The sequence below is a fragment of the Streptomyces sp. NPDC050806 genome (genome assembly GCF_055586425.1).
In genome coordinates this window covers 1-16,222 of sequence record NZ_JBVJIF010000018.1, presented here as the reverse complement: position 1 = coordinate 16,222, position 16,222 = coordinate 1, and the positions used below count along the sequence as shown (strand labels likewise).

15 protein-coding genes are annotated in these 16,222 nt (G+C 69.8%); 10 read left to right on the top strand and 5 right to left on the bottom strand.

The annotated features are described in order from the left end of the window. Window positions 1-175 precede the first annotated feature (175 nt). The 7 genes from ACZ6WH_RS37670 (at window position 176) to ACZ6WH_RS37640 (ending at window position 4,710) form a co-directional block, all read left to right on the top strand. Complete coding sequence (locus ACZ6WH_RS37670) at window positions 176-439, top strand: hypothetical protein (protein WP_469734603.1); 264 nt, start codon at window positions 176-178, stop codon at window positions 437-439. Further along, complete coding sequence (locus ACZ6WH_RS37665; protein WP_469734501.1) at window positions 411-935, top strand: DUF6879 family protein; 525 nt, start codon at window positions 411-413, stop codon at window positions 933-935. Before ACZ6WH_RS37670 ends, ACZ6WH_RS37665 begins: the two co-directional genes overlap by 29 nt. 21 nt (window positions 936-956) lie before the next feature. Continuing rightward, window positions 957-1,805, top strand: a complete 849-nt coding sequence (locus ACZ6WH_RS37660) for a DUF5753 domain-containing protein (protein WP_469734499.1) — start codon at window positions 957-959, stop codon at window positions 1,803-1,805. Between the two features lie 92 nt (window positions 1,806-1,897). Continuing rightward, window positions 1,898-2,401: a restriction endonuclease gene (locus tag ACZ6WH_RS37655; RefSeq protein ID WP_469734497.1), complete on the top strand. Its 504-nt coding sequence runs from the start codon at window positions 1,898-1,900 to the stop codon at window positions 2,399-2,401. A gap of 119 nt (window positions 2,402-2,520) precedes the next feature. Next, the gene (locus ACZ6WH_RS37650; RefSeq protein WP_469734495.1) at window positions 2,521-3,012 is read left to right on the top strand and encodes a hypothetical protein; all 492 of its coding nucleotides are present in this window, start codon (window positions 2,521-2,523) and stop codon (window positions 3,010-3,012) included. Between the two features lie 113 nt (window positions 3,013-3,125). Continuing rightward, window positions 3,126-3,788 carry an HNH endonuclease family protein gene (locus ACZ6WH_RS37645; protein WP_469734493.1) on the top strand — a complete coding sequence of 221 codons (663 nt, stop codon included), beginning with the start codon at window positions 3,126-3,128 and terminating at the stop codon, window positions 3,786-3,788. 226 nt (window positions 3,789-4,014) lie between these two features. Next, window positions 4,015-4,710 carry a DUF4232 domain-containing protein gene (locus ACZ6WH_RS37640; protein WP_469734491.1) on the top strand — a complete coding sequence of 232 codons (696 nt, stop codon included), beginning with the start codon at window positions 4,015-4,017 and terminating at the stop codon, window positions 4,708-4,710. A 104-nt stretch (window positions 4,711-4,814) separates the two neighbouring features. Here ACZ6WH_RS37640 and ACZ6WH_RS37635 read toward each other — a convergent pair whose 3' ends face one another. The 3 genes from ACZ6WH_RS37635 to ACZ6WH_RS37625 all read right to left on the bottom strand — a co-directional run bounded on the left by ACZ6WH_RS37635 (window position 4,815) and on the right by ACZ6WH_RS37625 (window position 8,356). After that, window positions 4,815-6,035, bottom strand: a complete 1,221-nt coding sequence (locus tag ACZ6WH_RS37635) for a helix-turn-helix domain-containing protein (RefSeq protein ID WP_469734489.1) — start codon at window positions 6,033-6,035, stop codon at window positions 4,815-4,817. 148 nt (window positions 6,036-6,183) lie between these two features. Continuing rightward, window positions 6,184-6,372 (bottom strand): hypothetical protein, encoded by a 189-nt coding sequence (locus ACZ6WH_RS37630; RefSeq protein ID WP_469734487.1) that lies wholly within the window; start codon window positions 6,370-6,372, stop codon window positions 6,184-6,186. A gap of 694 nt (window positions 6,373-7,066) precedes the next feature. Beyond that, complete coding sequence (locus ACZ6WH_RS37625; protein ID WP_469734485.1) at window positions 7,067-8,356, bottom strand: hypothetical protein; 1,290 nt, start codon at window positions 8,354-8,356, stop codon at window positions 7,067-7,069. A gap of 247 nt (window positions 8,357-8,603) precedes the next feature. Here ACZ6WH_RS37625 and ACZ6WH_RS37620 point away from each other — a divergent pair, with 247 nt between their 5' ends. Continuing rightward, entirely contained in the window at window positions 8,604-10,568 is a 1,965-nt protein-coding gene (locus ACZ6WH_RS37620) for a hypothetical protein (RefSeq protein ID WP_469734483.1), read from the top strand. 132 nt (window positions 10,569-10,700) lie between these two features. Here ACZ6WH_RS37620 and ACZ6WH_RS37615 read toward each other — a convergent pair whose 3' ends face one another. Beyond that, the gene (locus ACZ6WH_RS37615; protein WP_469734481.1) at window positions 10,701-11,261 is read right to left on the bottom strand and encodes a hypothetical protein; all 561 of its coding nucleotides are present in this window, start codon (window positions 11,259-11,261) and stop codon (window positions 10,701-10,703) included. A gap of 156 nt (window positions 11,262-11,417) precedes the next feature. Between ACZ6WH_RS37615 and ACZ6WH_RS37610 the strand changes: the two genes are divergently transcribed. Then, window positions 11,418-12,272, top strand: coding sequence for a hypothetical protein (locus ACZ6WH_RS37610; protein WP_469734479.1), 855 nt, complete (start codon window positions 11,418-11,420; stop codon window positions 12,270-12,272). Window positions 12,273-12,953: 681 nt separating this feature from the next. After that, complete coding sequence (locus tag ACZ6WH_RS37605) at window positions 12,954-13,166, top strand: hypothetical protein (protein WP_469734477.1); 213 nt, start codon at window positions 12,954-12,956, stop codon at window positions 13,164-13,166. An 87-nt stretch (window positions 13,167-13,253) separates the two neighbouring features. On the opposite strand, the gene ACZ6WH_RS37600 is transcribed toward ACZ6WH_RS37605, so the two are convergent. Next, complete coding sequence (locus tag ACZ6WH_RS37600; RefSeq protein WP_469734475.1) at window positions 13,254-15,677, bottom strand: helicase associated domain-containing protein; 2,424 nt, start codon at window positions 15,675-15,677, stop codon at window positions 13,254-13,256. Between the last annotated feature and the right edge of the window lie 545 nt (window positions 15,678-16,222).

Here is a 16,222-nt window from a genome sequence, read left to right as displayed (position 1 = left end):
GAGTGTCGTGAGGAGACACCTCCCTCCCTAAAACGCCAAAGTCCCTTCGGATGCAGCGATGCACCACCCATTCCGGAACGCACCATGAGGCTCGGGTGAGGGCTTGACCCGGCCTAGTGGGCACGGGACGGTCGTGGCGCAACTGTGCGCAACGGATTCGACAGTGGAGGCGGGCATGGGTTTACGGTTCGTCGGGATGGACCCGAACACCGGCGGCGAGGGATCTCCGACGGTGTGGGTGGAGGAGGAGAGCGCCGACCTGGTCCTGCAGGGCGAGGAGGCCGACGACCTCCTCAAAGCGCTGGTCGGCGAAACCGAGTGGGTGGCCGGGCACGCGCGAGGGATCCCGGCCCATGAGCGGGTGATCCGGATTCCGGCCCGCATGGTGCCGATTCTGAGGGAGGCGTGCGATGTCGCTGAACGAGACACCCTTCGCTGACCTGCTCGCCGCCACCCGCCACAGCGCCGTCCATCTGGAAATGCGCGACCAGTACGCGGTCGGGGACGAGGCCGAGGACTTCGCGGCCTTCCTGCGCACCGGGGTCGCCAACACCGACCCGGCCCGCTCGTTCTGGCCGCAGTGGCTGCCGCTGGTGACCGACGCGGTCGCCCGGGGCGTGGCGATGCGCCGCGCCCGGATCGTCTCCGAGCCGGTGACGGACTACATCCGCTACGAGCACGCCATCACCGTGCTGAACCTACAGGCGGGGGAGAACGTGCGCTGGCTTCCCCGCCCACGCGCCGCCGACCTCGCCCTGCCCGGCGCGGACTTCTGGCTCTTGGACGGTCGGCTCGTGCAGTTCAACCACTTCACCGGGAACGGCGATTGGGCAGCTAAGGAACGCACCGAGAACCCGGATGTCGCGGCGCTGTGCGCGACCGCGTTCGAGGCGGTGTGGGAGCGGGCGACCCCGCACGAGAAGTACACCGTCTGACGCCGGCCGCCGGAACAGCTCATGCCCGCCTCCCCCTCCTCCAGCGCCCAGGCCGCCCGCGAGGCTCTCGCGGTACGCCTCGCGCACCTGGTGCGGGATGCGGGGATCAACGGGCGTGAGCTGTCCGCCCGGTGCGGCTGGCACCCGGCCAAGACCTCCCGCATCCTGACCGCCAAGGCCGCCCCCTCCGACGCCGACATCCGCGCCTGGTGCACCGCCTGCGACGCCGAGGACCAGGCGGCCGATCTGGTCGCCGCGGCCCGGGCGGTGGAGTCGATGTATCTGGAGTGGCGACGCCAGCACCGCAACGGCATGCGCCGCACCCAACAGGAGGTTCTGGTCCGCAACGCCGCCGCCCGCCTGTGCCGCGCCTACACCTCCAACGTCATCCCCGGCTTCTTCCAGACCGCCGGCTACGCCGAAGCCCTGATGCGCGCCATCACCGACTTCCAGGGCACCCCCGACGACATTCCCGAAGCGGTCGCCGCCCGCTTGGCACGCTCCCGTTTCCTGTACGAGGGCGGGCACCGCTTCGTCGTCCTGATCGAGGAATGGGTGCTGCGCGTCCGGATCGGCTCGCCGGAGACGATGGCCGGTCAGCTGCGGCACCTGCTCACCGTGATGCCGCTGCCCTCGGTCTCCCTGGGCATCATCCCTCAGGGCGCCGAACGTACCGTGTGGCCGCTGGAGGCGTTCTACCTCTACGACGACCACGCCACCGTCGTGGAGACGCTCACCGCGGGCATCAACATCCGCCAGCCCCGCGAGCTCGCCGACTACGCGAAAGCCTTCACCGGCCTGGCCACCATGGCCGTCCACGGCGACGCAGCCCGCGCGCTCATCCGAGCCGCGATCAACGCCCTGGAGTGAATCCGCGCAATCCTCCGCAATTCCGTTGAGAGCCGCCCCGCCGCCTCCGTAGCCTCAACACCCCTGAACGAGACGGCCCGAGAGGCGGACTGATGGGCGCACCCACAGACGTCGGCGCCACCGGACGCCGCCCAGAACCCACCGGATACGGCACCCTCTCCCCGGCGCTGCGATCCCGTGCCGACCGCGGCTTCGCTCGCTTCCTCGCTGTCCACGACCAGCCCGGCGACCTCGCCAGCGAGACCGAGCTCCCCCTGGATCGCGTAACCCACAAACGCCTGGTGGCCGCCGTCCTGTCCTGGAACGGCACTGAGCCCGTCATGGATCAGGACGCCTGCCGGCAGGCTGCGCTCCAGCTCACCGGTGCCGCCCGCCTCGTCGCCGACGATGTCCGCCAGGCTGCAGACCGCCTGCCCACCCAGCACGCCGCCCGGGCGCTCGCCGACTACGTATTGGAGGAAACCGACCGGCACCTGGCCGAGGCACTGGAAACCACGGTGGGCTGCGCACAGGGGCGCGCCCGGTTGGTCCGCGCCTTATACGAGCGTTTGGACCGCTTGGACGGCCTCGCTTCCCAGCCCGTGAAGACTGTCTGAAGCTGCCGCACATTCACCCAAGCCCGGCACAGAACGCCACTGGTGATCCAGGGCAAGATGCGCTTATGGATGCAGGGATAGCAGCAGTTCTGGGTGCCACTGTCGCGACCGTTGGGCCGGTGGCTACCGCGATCGTCACGCATGCGACTACGCGTCGCCAAGGACAGGTCGACCACTGGCATTGGTTACGTGACCAGCGCCAGCAGGCATACGTGGATGCACTGGACAAGAACGCCGAGCTCACACGGCTCTTTGGTGTTCAGCAGGATGCCGGTGAGAGCCAGGAGAACAGAGCCAAGGCGGTCACGGACGCGGAGAAGGCCCTGCGAGAACTGAAGGCTGCGCTGCTCCGGGTAAAGGTGGCGGGCCCGGGAAGCGTCTCAGCGAGCGCCGACGCCCTGGTTCTGCGGGCCGAGGAGTGTTTGCGAACGATGTGGGACCAGGGGACCGAAGTAAGCATGGCGTTGGCGACCTCCAATAGTCTCAGGAAGTACAAGGACGCCACCAACTCGTTCGCCGTCGACTTGCGGGAGGCGCACGAAACGCCGCCGTGGCACGATCCGGCGCGCATCCCGATAAGAGCGATGGTCCGCGCGTACTTCTGGAATTGACCTGAGCGAGCGCTGTTCGCGGAGTGCTGCGCCGGTATGACTGTTACACCCTCCGGAGTGATCGTCAGGAAAGACCATTCCGGCGCGCCGAGGGGGCCCGCTACTTCTTCCTTATGCTGAAGAAGACCGTGGTCGCCGCGCTCGGCGCCGCCCTCGCCCTGCTGCCCCTGACCGCCAGCACCGCCGCCCCGGCTGGCGCAGCCGAGTCCCACGTCCTTTCCCTCCAAGAAGGCATTGAGGTCCTCCCGTCCGCGGCAGAGAGCCGCGACGGCTACCAGCGCACCAGCTTCAAGCACTGGATCGACGAAGACCATGATGGTTGCTCCACCCGCAACGAGGTGCTCATCGCCGAATCCCGCGTGCCGGCCGAGACCGGCCCCGGCTGCAAGGTCCTCTCGGGCCAGTGGTTCTCCTACTACGACCAGCAGACCGTCACCGCCCCCCGCGGCCTGGACATCGACCACATGGTCCCGCTCGCCGAAGCCTGGGACTCCGGTGCCTCCCAGTGGACCAAGGAGCGCCGTCAGGCCTACGCCAACGACCTCACCGCCGAACGCTCCCTGGTTGCCGTGACTGCCAAGACCAACCGGTCCAAGGCCGATCAGGACCCGGCGCAGTGGATGCCGCCCTCGGCCGATGCCCGCTGTACCTACCTCTCGGACTGGGTGTCCACCAAGCTCCGCTGGGAGCTGACCGTCGATCGCACCGAGCAGGACACGTTGCGCCAGTACGCACGCGGCTGTGGCCACACGGAGGTCGAGTACACCCTCGCGTGAGAGGAGCAGCCCTGCTCTGCGTCGTCCGGACCGGCCGGCCCGGGCGATGCAGAGGCGGTGAGGAGCTGCAGGCTGTCCGTGGTTCGGTCCGCTCCGGTTGGCGCGCGGCGTGCTTGTGGGACGTGAGTGAGGCGTTTCCAGGACGTCAGTGGCTGCGGGAAGGGTGGTGTGCACACCGCGGGAACGATCGCAGAAGGCTCCCGCACGGACAGCAGGGGACCCGATCATGCGTACTGCCCGGATTCGTACCGCCGCTCTGGCCGCCGTGACCGCCGCGTTGGCGCTGGGCCTGACGGCCTGTGGTGGCGCCGATGACAGCGGTTCGAAGGCGGCGGGTGGCGAGGGCGCCTCCGGTACGGCGCAGAGCCGGTCCGCGTCGGGCGGGGAGGGCAAGGGTGGTGCGGAGGCAACCGGCGGTGGCACCAAGGAGGGCGTGCGCTCGGAGGCTGCCTCGGGCGGCACGGAGGAGGCGGCGGGCAAGGGCACCACGGCCGGCGCCGCGCAGTGCCGTGGTGATGAGTTGCTGCTGACCGCGGTGCATCGGTTCGCTGGGCAGCAGGGTGACCATCTTCTGGTCACCGCGTCGAACGAGGGCTCCAAGCCGTGCTGGGTGACCTCCTACCCGTCGGTGAAGCTCGGTGGCGACGTCGACGTGGCCGCGCTGCCGCACTCGAAGAAGGACAGGCCGGGCGGCACCAAGCGCCTTACGCTCCAGCCCGGGGGCAAGGTGTACAGCGCGGTGAACCTCTTCGACTACGGCTCCACGCACCACACGGAGCAGTCCTTCTCCCTCGCGCTGCGCGGCGCGGACGGCCAGGCCGGCCCCTCCTACTCTGTCGCCCTCAAGGGCGAGAACCAGCAGTTCAGCTGGAATGAGGCTGACGTGCTGAACTGGAGCACGACGAAGCCGTACAACTTCTGACGCCCCGCCAGCCCTCCCAGACCCGGTATGGGCGACCGTGATTGCCCAGTGCTGACCGGCAGCCCACCTCGATGGGCTGCCGGTCCTGTGTCGTTGTGTCGCCCCTATGAGCTGGGGTGGGCGAGGGCGGGGATGGGGGCGGGGAGGATGCGTCGGGTGTGGAAGAGGCGGGTGGTGGTGGTCTTCAGAGTGGCGTTGTAGGCGGCGCACAGGTCGGAGACCCGGCCGTGGGTGGGGGCGGTGGAGGGGATGGCGGGCGGTGCGCTGCGGACGGGCTGGGCGGTGACCGGCTGATGGGCGGCCGCGGCCTGCCACAGTGGTTCGAAGAAGGCCGGTTCGCCGTCCAGGACGTGGATCAGGCGCTGGGTGTCCTCCCAGGAGAGCAGGATGTTGCCCTCCAGCACGGCGGTGATGGCTTCCTGGTTGAGGGTGTGGCTGCTGGAGACGGCGATCGCCCAGGGGGAGGGGCTGCCTGCGCGCTGGTGGAGGTAGCGCAGGGCGGGCAGCAGGGCGTGCGGGTCCTCCTTGCGGTCGCGGCGGGCGCCGGCGTCCTCCCAGACGCGGCGCAGCACTTCGGGGTCGGCGCCGCAGGCGCGGGCGATGAGCGCGGTGGCCCGCCAGGTGGGGAACCGTTCGCCGCTCATGATGCGGGAGAGGAAGGAGGCCGACAGCCCGGTCTCTTTCCCCAGGGTGCGCAGGGTGTGGTCGGAGGCGCGCTGGAGGCTGCTGAGCACGCTGGCCAGGTCGCCGGCCCCGGACGGGCGCACCTCGGCCGCCTCGTCGTGGGCTCCCTCGTCGTCCGGGGCCGTGGTGGGGGCCGTGGGCTGGGGGAGGGGGGCGGTCGGGCGGGGGCCCGGTGGCCCGGCGTCGGATCCCGGTGCGGCGGGGGGACTGGGCGGGCGGCGGCCAAGAGCACGGGCCACGGCCTCGGGGCCGTACTTCTTGCGCGCGTGGTCCTTGCTCATGGCCAGCAGTTCGGCGACGGCCTGCCAGGAGGCGCCGCGGTGCCGGGTGCGGCCGACCGCGACGGCGCACATCTGCTCCACGTGCTGCCGCAGGGCGACCAGGCGCCGCAGCGGCTCCTCACACTGTGAGGATGCGGCCAGCCCCTCCCGCAGGCGGCGGATATCGTTCTCGGCGGCGGCCAGGTTCTCGCGCAGCCACTGGTCATACCGCTCGGTGTCGCAGCTGTTTTTCTTCCGGGCGCGGTAGGCGGCCTGCCGGCATTTGGTGTCGCAGTATTCGCCGGGGCGGCCGGTGTCCTGCAGCTTCAGCGGCTTGTCGCACCACTTACACTGCTGCCTCGAAAAGGCGTTCCACCTCATTGTGGTTCCCCTGTCTGAAACCGGGCGGCCAAGCGCTGCGGCCGCCCGGGAAACGTGACGGATAACGGTGTGGGTGTCTCCGTTTCGTAGGGAACGAAAGCGCGGAGACGACACTCGGGGGCCGGCTCCCGGCCGGCCCCCGAGGCGATCACTGACCGGGGCGGCGACGGGTGTACAGCCAGAACGCTGTTGCCCACAGCAGGCCCGTGACGAGCAAGACCGTCAGGCTCTGCCCGCCGGCCGCGTCCGGCAGGAGCACCACCGCCGGCATCGGGGCACCGCCGCCCGGCAGCGCCGGAAAGGCGTTGCCTGCCGGGGGAGCGCTGTTGCCAGGCATATCCAGGACCGGGGCCCCTTTGTTACTGTCACGACGCACGGATCGGCACCGGAGGTGTTTGATCCGGAAACGAGTTGGGGAGTAAGGCATCGAGCCTCCTGAGCTTGTTGACTCAATTACAGGAGCGCGAACCCGATTCCGGCCAAGGTCCTGGGTTCGCGCTCTGTGAGCGTAGTGACACCGACAGGCTCGAAGCTACTCGGTCAAATGTGGCTTCTTCCGGGGCATTTGATGTCCGAACGGACAGTTTCGTAGAGGATCTGCGGGTAACTCGGGGCACCTTCCGGAAAATCGCCCGACAATGTCGTGATCTTGGTATTACGAGCCAAACCCGACACGTCGCCGGCCCCCGGAAACCTGGTAGCCACGACGCGGGCAGGCCAGCTGCCGACCCGGCTCCGAGAGCAATAGACCAGCTCATACCGCTGATCCACTCACCGGTACCCACGAAACGGCGAGTCGGCCGACCCGTGGAACCGGACTACTCGTTTATGCATCACTGGCGTGTCCCCATACGTTCGCCCTCCTCGTCCTGGCATGGACCGGCCAAGGGCTAGCCAACACGGGCAGCACCTGCTGCGCCTTGACGCGCCGCACGACGCCTGGAGCAGCCCGCTCGCCCAGGCCGGGGCGGGGCCATGAACGCGGCTGCGCGCCACGTCTCCTGCCCCCGGCCCCAGTCGGGTGGGGTGGCTCAGCGCCGCCGGATGCGCAGGAAGCGGCGCCAGCGTGTGCGCAGGGCAGTCGTGCGGCCGGTGCGAGGCTCGGGAGCCGGGGGCGCAGCGGCCGGTGATGCGTCGTGGGTGGTGGTGTGCTGCGGTGCGGAGCGGTCTGTGTCGATTGCGCCAAGCGGCGACATGACGGTGGGTGTTGAGGGGGTCTCGGCGGCAGTCGCGGACAGGTCCGACTGGTCGGAGGGGGCGTGGTCGCGGGCGTGGGCGCGGGCCTGCTGCCTGCGGTAGCGTTCGCGGCCCTGTTCGGCTGCGGCGAGGTCGGTCATGACGGTGAACGCGGTGACGGGGCGCAGGGCGCGGTGGCGGGCCCAGGCAGTGAGCGGTACGGGGACCAGGCCCCACCAGTCGGCGTCGCCTGCGGGCTGGGGGTGGGAGAGGTGCCAGTCCCGCCGCCAGGAGGCCATCTGCCCGCTCCAGTCCTCGCCCTCGCGTATCGAGTGCAGGTGGGAGCGGCCGCCGTAGGGAACGAACAGGCGGTTGCCGGTGAGCCAGTACACGTGCGCGCCGCCGGCGGCGAGTTTCCGCTGGGCGGGGGTGGGGTGCACCTTGAGGTGAGTGGCCTCCTGGCCGCGGATCCGCACGGTGAGGTGACCGGCCAGGTCGTGGTGCACCGGGTCGTCGTGGTCGAAGAGCCACCAGTGCTGCACCTGGGCGCCGTACTGGGCGCGCACGGCGCGCAGCCGGTCCTCCGCGCAGGCCGAGGTGAGCGGGCGGCGGGGCCGTTCGATGACCGCGGTCTCCTCGCCGCGCTGCACGATGAGGGCGGGCGGCAGGGACCAGCTGTGGCCGAGCCGGCCGGGGTCGAGCTGCAGCCACGCGCTCGTGCCGGGCCAGGCGGCCATCCGGTCGCGCAGGTCCAGGACGCGCGTCAGGTCGGCTTGGACGTCGGCCTGCTGCTGCGCGGGGGCGCTGCAGTAGTCGCGGCCGGGCCGGCTGCTGGCGTGGCGGAAGCGCGGGGTGAACTGTGAGGCCTCGCTGGCGGGGCCGGCCAGGAGCAGCGGGGCGCCGCAGGCGCAGCAGCGGTAGCGGCCCTCGGCGCGGCCGCGAGGCAGGCGGCGCACCGCGTCCGGGTCGCGGCGCAAGTCGATCAGGCAGCCGTTGTCGCGGCGGTCGACGGCCAGCTCACTCATGCGAGGCAGCGCGGTGCGGCGCCGGCCGTACCGCGCCGCAGTCACGGCCGCGGGGCTGGACGGGCGGGAGCGGATGCCGGTGTGGGGGCGGGTGGGGACGGTGGAAGCGGGGCGGGCCATGACGACTCCAGGCGGGGACGGGGATCAAGGGGAGCGGGACTGGTCACAGCCTGGCCGCGCAGAAGTTGTCCGACACGTTGTCCACGCCTTTGACCTGGTGAAGTGCGGACAAGGCCCTGCCGGATCGGACAACGCACAGCCACCGTGCCCCCGCCGTGCGCCCTGCCGCTCCCGCCGGAAGATCCTTACGCTGATCACCAGTACAGGAGGCACCAGAGGGGTGCAGCGAGCATGAACAAGGGGAGCCATGGCGGGGAAGAAGACCGGCCGGAGATGGAGCGACTTACAGGCCGACACGGTCGAGGGCCAGGAGCTGGCCCAGTACCTGCGCGATCTCCTCGATCGCGCGGACAAGGGATTGCGTGATCTGGAGGGGCCCGTCGGCTACAGCCGCAGCAGGATCTCAGATTTCTTCAGCGGCAAGAAGCTTCCACCCCAGCAGTTCGTCGTCAAGACCGTCGACGTCCTCACCGCACCGCTCGAACGCGAGATGCGCCGGCGAGCGGCGCTCGCACTGCTGGAGAAGGCAACCCACCCCGCGCCGCCCGCCGCCCACCTGCCCGCCCCCAGGCCGGCGGAGGAGGCCGCTACCGCGGCGCTCGCCAGCGTCGCCGCCACCGCTCAGGACCACGCGGCCCAGGCCCAGGCCCAGCTCGCCCAGGCGCAGGAGCGCAACGAACGCCTCGCGGAGGAACGCGACCGCTCCCAGCAGATGGTCACGGCCCTGAGCATGCTCACCGTCGACCTCCAGCACCGCATCACTGGCCTCGAAAATCGGCACGACACCCGCGCCCAGCAGGAACTGGGCGAGCTAACCCACCAGCTCCACACCGCCCAGCAGGACCTGGAACGCGCCCGGGCCAGCCGGGAGGAGGCCGAACAGCTCAGTCGCCGCCTGCGCCGGCGCAGCGACCAACTCGAGGAACAGCTCGCCCGCCTGCAAGCCGCCTCCCGCACACCACAGGCGGACACCAACGCCTTGCCGCCCATGCCGGAGGACCTCAAGGAAGCCTTCTTCCGCGCCGACTTCGAACAGATGCTCGCTACCGCGCAGACCTTCCTCGACGACGGCCAGTCCCTGCGCGACGAGACACGCGAGACCTTCGGCCTGACCCCACCCCGGCGCACCGCCACCCAGAGCCTGCAGCACTGGCAGACCGCCACCCACCTCCTGGGCCGCGCCCTGGGCTGCCTGCTGATGATGACCACAGCCGTCGCCCACCTCTCCCTCAGCGGCACAGCCGCCGCCGGATGGGCCGCGCCGCTGGACCTGCTCGGCATGGCCGGACTGCTGCTGACCGCCGACCCCTGGGAACCGGCCCGCCGACTGTGGCCCTGGGCGAGCGCTCTCCTGCGAGGACAGCCGCCCACCCAGCAGATCCACTTCAGCGCCCGCGGCGCCACCAGCCGCCTGGTGCGCTGCCTGGCCGGCATCCTCGCCGCCGCGGCCGCCGTCTTCAGCCTGTACACAGCCACCCGCTACAGCCCCTGGTGGCTCCTGGCCCTCCTGCCGGCCACCGCAGCCCTCGCCGCCTACACCGTCCTGGGCAACGACCGGCGCATCCTGCCGATCGTCCAGGAAGCCATCGGCACCCTCGCCGCCGACCTCAAAACCCCCCGCACCCAGCCTGCCCCCACCACGCCGCGCCCCCTGGCCGTCCTCACCGACGCCGACTGGCTCGCCGCCCGACGCCACGAGCTCGCCGAGACCCTGGCCGGCAACTGGCGCACCGCACCACTGTGGATCAAAGCAGCCACCCTGGTACCTCTGGGCCTGCTGGCGATGTCCGCGGCAGGCGCGCTGGTGAGTGCTCTCCTCCACCACTTCGGCAGAGCCTGGGACACCAGCGGGCTCGCAGACGTGATCGACCAGCCCATCCGCGCCTACCTTGACGCACACACGGCCGGCCTGCCTGTCACAGCGGACACTGTGCATCTCGTCTGGCTCGTCTCCGGCGCCGGACTCCTGTTCTTCTCCCTCAGCGGCACCTTCGGCGCACGGCTGACCTGGATCCTGTGGGGAGCAGCCACCACGGCCATGGTGTGGACCGGCACCCCCGGCCCCGCCCGCCAAGTCGCCACCGGACTCACCGTCATCGCCTGGGGCACCGCCTCCATCCTCGCCCTGCACGGCCTGAGCCTGCGCCCACGCGTCACCAACAACGCCACGGTCAACAACACCCTGGAAGAGGCCACCTCGTCACAGCCGTAGACGGCAGCAGGCATATAGCGCGGCGGACAGGAACCGCTGCGTCACCTGTTTAAGTCGGGTACGCAGGCGGCCCGGCGTTCATCCATCCAGCGCACGACGGCGACCGCTGCCGCGCTGCGGCCCGACGTCGCCTCAGGCGGGTGCCGGCTGCGGCTCCTCCAGCACGTCGGCGACCTTGCGCGCCATCTGAGCGATGCGGGGCGGAAGGAAGCTGTCCAGGGAGTCGACGTCGTCGCTCAGCCGGGCATACAGCCCGTGCAGGCACGCCTCGGTCAGCAGCCTCTCAGGGGCGTCCTCGGGCGTGAGTGCGTCCTCGGCGTAGTGCTGGCCCCATGCGTACTGCAGCCGTTCCCCGCTGTCGTCGGTGGTGGGGGCGGGCTCGCCCAGGAGGCCGGCGACCTCGGCGTGGTCCGCCTTCTGCGGCCCGGCCGCGCGGTTGTGCTGCTGGCCGGCCTGGAGATAGCGGTGCGTCACATCCGACATGCCCATGCGCTGGCAGTACGCGGCGATCAGCAACGCGGCCATGTCCATCGTGTCCGCTGCGTCCGTGGTCCGGTAGAGCGTCATCCGCTTCCAGGAGTGCGCCTGGTCGGGCTCGGTGTACCGCAGCACCTCCTGGCAGCGCATGACTGTCTCGGAGACGAGCTGATGAACCGCGCGGCGCAGCGGCTCCGGCATCGGCGTGGAGTCCATCCCCGCACGCTAAAGGCGCCGCGGCCCCGAACACGGCAGTCGCGGCCCGTCGCTCACCTGCACGGACCAGACCGTCCCACCCGGCTGCGCGGGAACAGGCGGCCACGCCAGGCGCCGCGGCTGTCGCCGGTGGCGGGGAAGCGGTACATGTACCGCATGGATGGCAGGGTCCGGTGGCCGGCGATCGTGAACCGGGCGCGGCAGATCGTGCAGAGCTACCAGGGCGACGTCACGCTGCGGCAGCTGATGTACCGCCTGGTCGCCGCCGGCCTGCTGCCGAACACCCCGCCCATGTACCGCCGCCTGTCCTCCCAGACCGCGCGCGCCCGCCGCGAGGACCGCTTCCCCGACCTGATCGACACCCTCCGCGACGTCCACGTACCGCCGTCATGGCCCGACGCCGGCGCCTTCCTCGACGAGGTCCCGGGCTGGTTCCGCCTGGACCGCACCCGCGGCCAGAAGCACGCCCTGTACGTCGCGGCGGAGAAGGACACCTTGCGGCAGCTGCTCACCGGCTGGCTCGCCGAGTACGGCATCCCCGTCCTGGTGGTGCGCGGATTCGGCAGCCAGTCCTACGCCGACGTCGTCCGCCGCCGCCTCGCCCAAGAGACCCGCGAGGTGATCCTCCTCTACGTCGGCGACTTCGACTGCTCGGGCGCCGACATCGAACGCGACTGGGTGCAGCGCACCGGATGCTGGGCACGCGTGGAGCGGATCGCGCTGACTCGCGAGCAGGTCCTCGCGTACGGGCTGCCGGCCGCGGAAGGCAAGAAGAACGATCCGCGCTGGCCTGGCTTCGCCCGGAGGCACGGCTTTGACGTCGACCGGCCCGTGCAGTGGGAGGTCGAAGCCCTGGAGCCGAACGAGCTGCAGCGCCTGGTCCTCGATGCCGTCGCCCCGTACCTCGATCACCAGGCGCTCGCTGAGGTCCTTGCCGAGGAACGGCGTCAGCGTCGGCAGCTGACCGACCTCCTCGACGGCTGGGAACCCACCTCACCACCTGCTCTGTAGGGGGAGGAAAGCACCCCCATCCCTATTAGGCGAAACCCATCCACACCTATGCATGTCGGGAGCAGGAGTGCATCCGCACCCCTTATCGGTGAGACAGAAAAGACCCAACCCCCTATCTGTGGAAGCTGGAACCCATCAGACCCCCTCGGGCATGACGCACCGGGCGATGGTTACCGCGGCCGGAGGGGGTCACGTCAGCCCCTCTCGGAATGTTCTCCCTAGTTAGCCAACGGTAGTTGCTTTCAAAGGGTTGTACCGAACGGAGTCTCGATAGATTTTTCGCACTCTGGCTGGCCTTCCAGGGGGCGGCGGCCGCTATCGCGCACTGCAGCGCCGCCGTGATCAGGGATGGACATGCACGCGCCTCCGCAGCAGGACACTATGGCGCCTGCTGCGACCTGCGAAAGGCCGTCACCCGACCGCGCCATCGCGACACGCGGTGTGTGCATTTTTTTACCCGGCACCAGATGTAGTGCTTGGATGGGCCGCAACCACCAGAAGTTGTGGTCCATGGTCTTCTGCCGCGGGAACCGCCCGTATTCTGGTGGTAGTTGTTCAGCCACGGAGATGGAGAGCGGCGCGAACTCTGGCCGGCAAGCAAGGTGCCGCGCCGCCTCTCCGTCCGACGTAGCAGCGTCACCTCACGGGAAGAGCCATCTTCACGACCGAAAGGGCACCACTATGTCCATCGCCAACGGTACACGCCCCTCAACTCAGCCCGAGCCCCCGTTCATCCCGACGCACACCGCCGTGGTCCTCCTGACCGCGACCGTCATCGGCTTGATAGCGGGCTCCCTCACCTTCCTGCACAGCGGGCAGGCGCCCGCCGCTGTCCTCGCGGGCCTGACTGCAACAGGGGTGAGCATCCCGGTGCTCCGCTCCCTCATCGGCTGAGCACGCCAGCGGGTCGGGGAGAACCTGCTGCCCGGCCCGCTGACGTGGCCCAGGAACTGTGCCCCATGAGTCACAGTTCCCATCTTCCTATGCCCACTCCATACCGAGCTCGGCGAGTTGGGCGAGCTGGTCGGTGCTGAGCTTGGCGCGCCTAGATTTCGTGTTCGATAGAAATACGCCCAGTCGAACCTCTGCGGCCGCGCCGCCGTCGCCGTCCCAACCGTCTTCCAAAACCTCAATGTGGGAGCGGCTGATGGGTCCCACGGAGCCCGTACGGGCCTTGTACTGGCGCAGGGCCGCTACACCCCGTTCGAACGCTCCAGAACCGCTCCTGCGACCCTTCGCGGGCGCCTTCTCCGGGGCGGGCAGCGGTTCGACGCCGAGCTGCTCCAGGCGCTCGCGCTGCCCGGCCGACAGCTTCGTCCAGGCGGTGTGTTCGCGCTGCCGGGCCAGCCACCGCCCGATGTCAGCGCCGCCGACCGTGACGCCGGGCAGCAGGTCCTCCACCCGGGCCCCGCCCGTCAGGCACTCCCGGACGGCGGCGTAGTGGCGCTGCCAGTCGAGGGGCCAGGCCGGGTTCCAGTCCGGATCGATCGCCGCCAGCGCCGCGGCGCGTTCGGGGTGTCCGTCCAGCGCGCCCGGGCGCCTCATGTTCGACAGCCACTGCCCCACCGGCTTGTCCAGCATGGTGGCCGGCCGCGGCGCGGCGAGCGTGCCGTACTGCCGCGCGTACTCGCGCGCCGCAGCAAGGTTCTCCTCGAAGGCGGCATCGCCGGCGTCCCAGACCATGCCGAGCTTCTCCAGCCGCTCCGCCCGCGCACCCGACATGGTCCCGGCCCCGTACGCGCGCCGCTGCTCTGCCGTCCACTGCCCTAGCGGATACGGCCCGGGAGCCTCCTTGTGGTCATACGGCACCCGGGCGTGGCCCTCCCGCTCCACGAACCGCTTCAGCGCGGCGTACCCCCGAGCCCAGTCCTGCCGCTCGGTGTCGATGACGTTGAAGCTGACCCACTCGGCGACCATCACCGGGTCCCGTGGCGCCGCAAACCGCAGCAGAAGGCGGGATTCCTCTTCCCCTTCCTCCGGCGCCGGGCCGATACTCAAAGACGGATCCACGACCCGCTTCTGATTTTCCTGAGGAATGGCGAGCAGCTCAATGGCCTGTTCATCGTGTGCACGGAGCCCTTGCAATACCTTGATCAACGGGCGGTAACTGCCGGAGGTGAACATGTCCTCCGGCCGCTCGTCGGGCGCCAGGAAGACCGGGACGATGAGAGAGGCGAGTTTCCCCTCCCCAGGCTGCTGCCGCAGCGCCCGGCCGATGGCCTGCACGATGTCGTGCGGCGCGCCCTTGGGATCTAGGAGGGCAACCGAGTCCACTGCTCGAATGTCGACGCCCTCCCCCAGTACGCGACAATTCGAAAGGATCGCCCGGTCGGCGCGGGTGGCGAACTCACCCAGTACGCGCCGCCGCTGTTCGGCTTCGTGCTCGCCGCACAGCCAGTCCGCCCAGATACGGCGGGGGTATTTCTCCGGATCATCCGCATGCAGCTTCGCCGCCACCGCCGGCAACCCCTCCGCATACGCCTGGGCCTCTATCGTCCGGTGATGGAACGTGATCATCGTCTGCAGCCGGTGCTCCGCCGCAGTGCGCAGCATGGCGGCCTGCAGCGCCCCGAGCCGCTCCCCCCGCACCTGCTCCTCATACCGCTGCTCACCAAACAGCCGCTCGGGCGTGACCACCGGGTCTTGAAGCTCGACCACGATGATCTGGTACCGCGCCAGCAAGCCACGGGACACCGCCTGGGCCAGGGTGAGCCGGTACAGCACAGGCCCGAAAATGCTCTCATCATCCATGGAGGCCGCCAGCTCCTCCGGCAACGGATCCCGCCGCAACCCCTCCCGCTGCTCCCAGGAAGCCGGCCGCTCCTGCCAGATCCTCGGCGTCGCTGTCAGGTACAGCCGGCGCACCGCGGGGATGACGTCCTGGTGGTGGATGTCCGCCCACGCCTTCCCCAGAGATCCACTTGTCCGGTGGGCTTCGTCCACGCAGGCGAGGTCCATTGGCGCGAGCTGCTGTCCGTAGGCGCCCTCGAAGGCTTCGGCGAGGACGCCGAGGGAGGCGTAGGTGGCGTAGATGGTGACCGGCCCCTGGCCGTGCCACAGGGCGAGCTGAACGGGGCTGGTGGTGACGCGTACGCCCATGCTCCACAGCGCGCCGTCGTCCTGGAGTGAGCAGACCGCGACGGCCGGCCCGGTGTGCCCGGCCTCGCGCCAGGCCCGCACCGTCTGCGTCAGCAGGTCCAGCGTGGGCACCAGCACCAGAACCCGGCCGTTGGGCACCAGACGCCGCGCCGCCGACGCGGCGATGATGGTCTTGCCCGTCCCGCACGCGGCGATGACCTGCCCGCGCAGGCCATTTCGGGGAATCTTCCTGCCCGGCGGAATGTCGAGGCCGCGCACGATGGCATCCACGGCCTCGACCTGATGGTCACGCAGTTTCACGGGCATTTCCCGTACTCCTTCAAGAGAATGAGAAGCGCTTTTTGAGAAGGGTTCCCGGGTGCGGTGCGGGTCCGGGGTGGTGCTGCAGTACGATACCAAACTCTACACACTGCATCAGGTGTGATGCATCTTGTTCGGCGAGATTGATTCGTTGAGGTGATGCACAGCCAGTTGCCGTGTAGCAACGGAGTATTGGGTGTATGCTGATGGATGTTGCAGGGGCTCGAAGAGAGATCGCGGGTGTGAGACGGAGCGCAGCGGAGCCCGTTCTCTTCGGTGGTGCCGGCACCGGTCCGGGCCCCGGGCCACGGTGGGGGTGTGGCCCGGGATTCCAGGGTTTACACGGGCCCGGACGCGATGCACCCTCCCTCGTAGCCAGCTTTGAAGCCCCCGCTTGCGGGGGCTTCCCCATTCCCGCGAAGCGGGAATGGAATCGCTTTAGAATTCCGCTTGCGGAATTCAATTCCCGCGCTTGCGCGGGAATTTGACGGAGCGTCAGCGGAGTCATTTCACTGCCCAGCGCGCCAGCGCTGGGGTACCCGCTCCGCGGG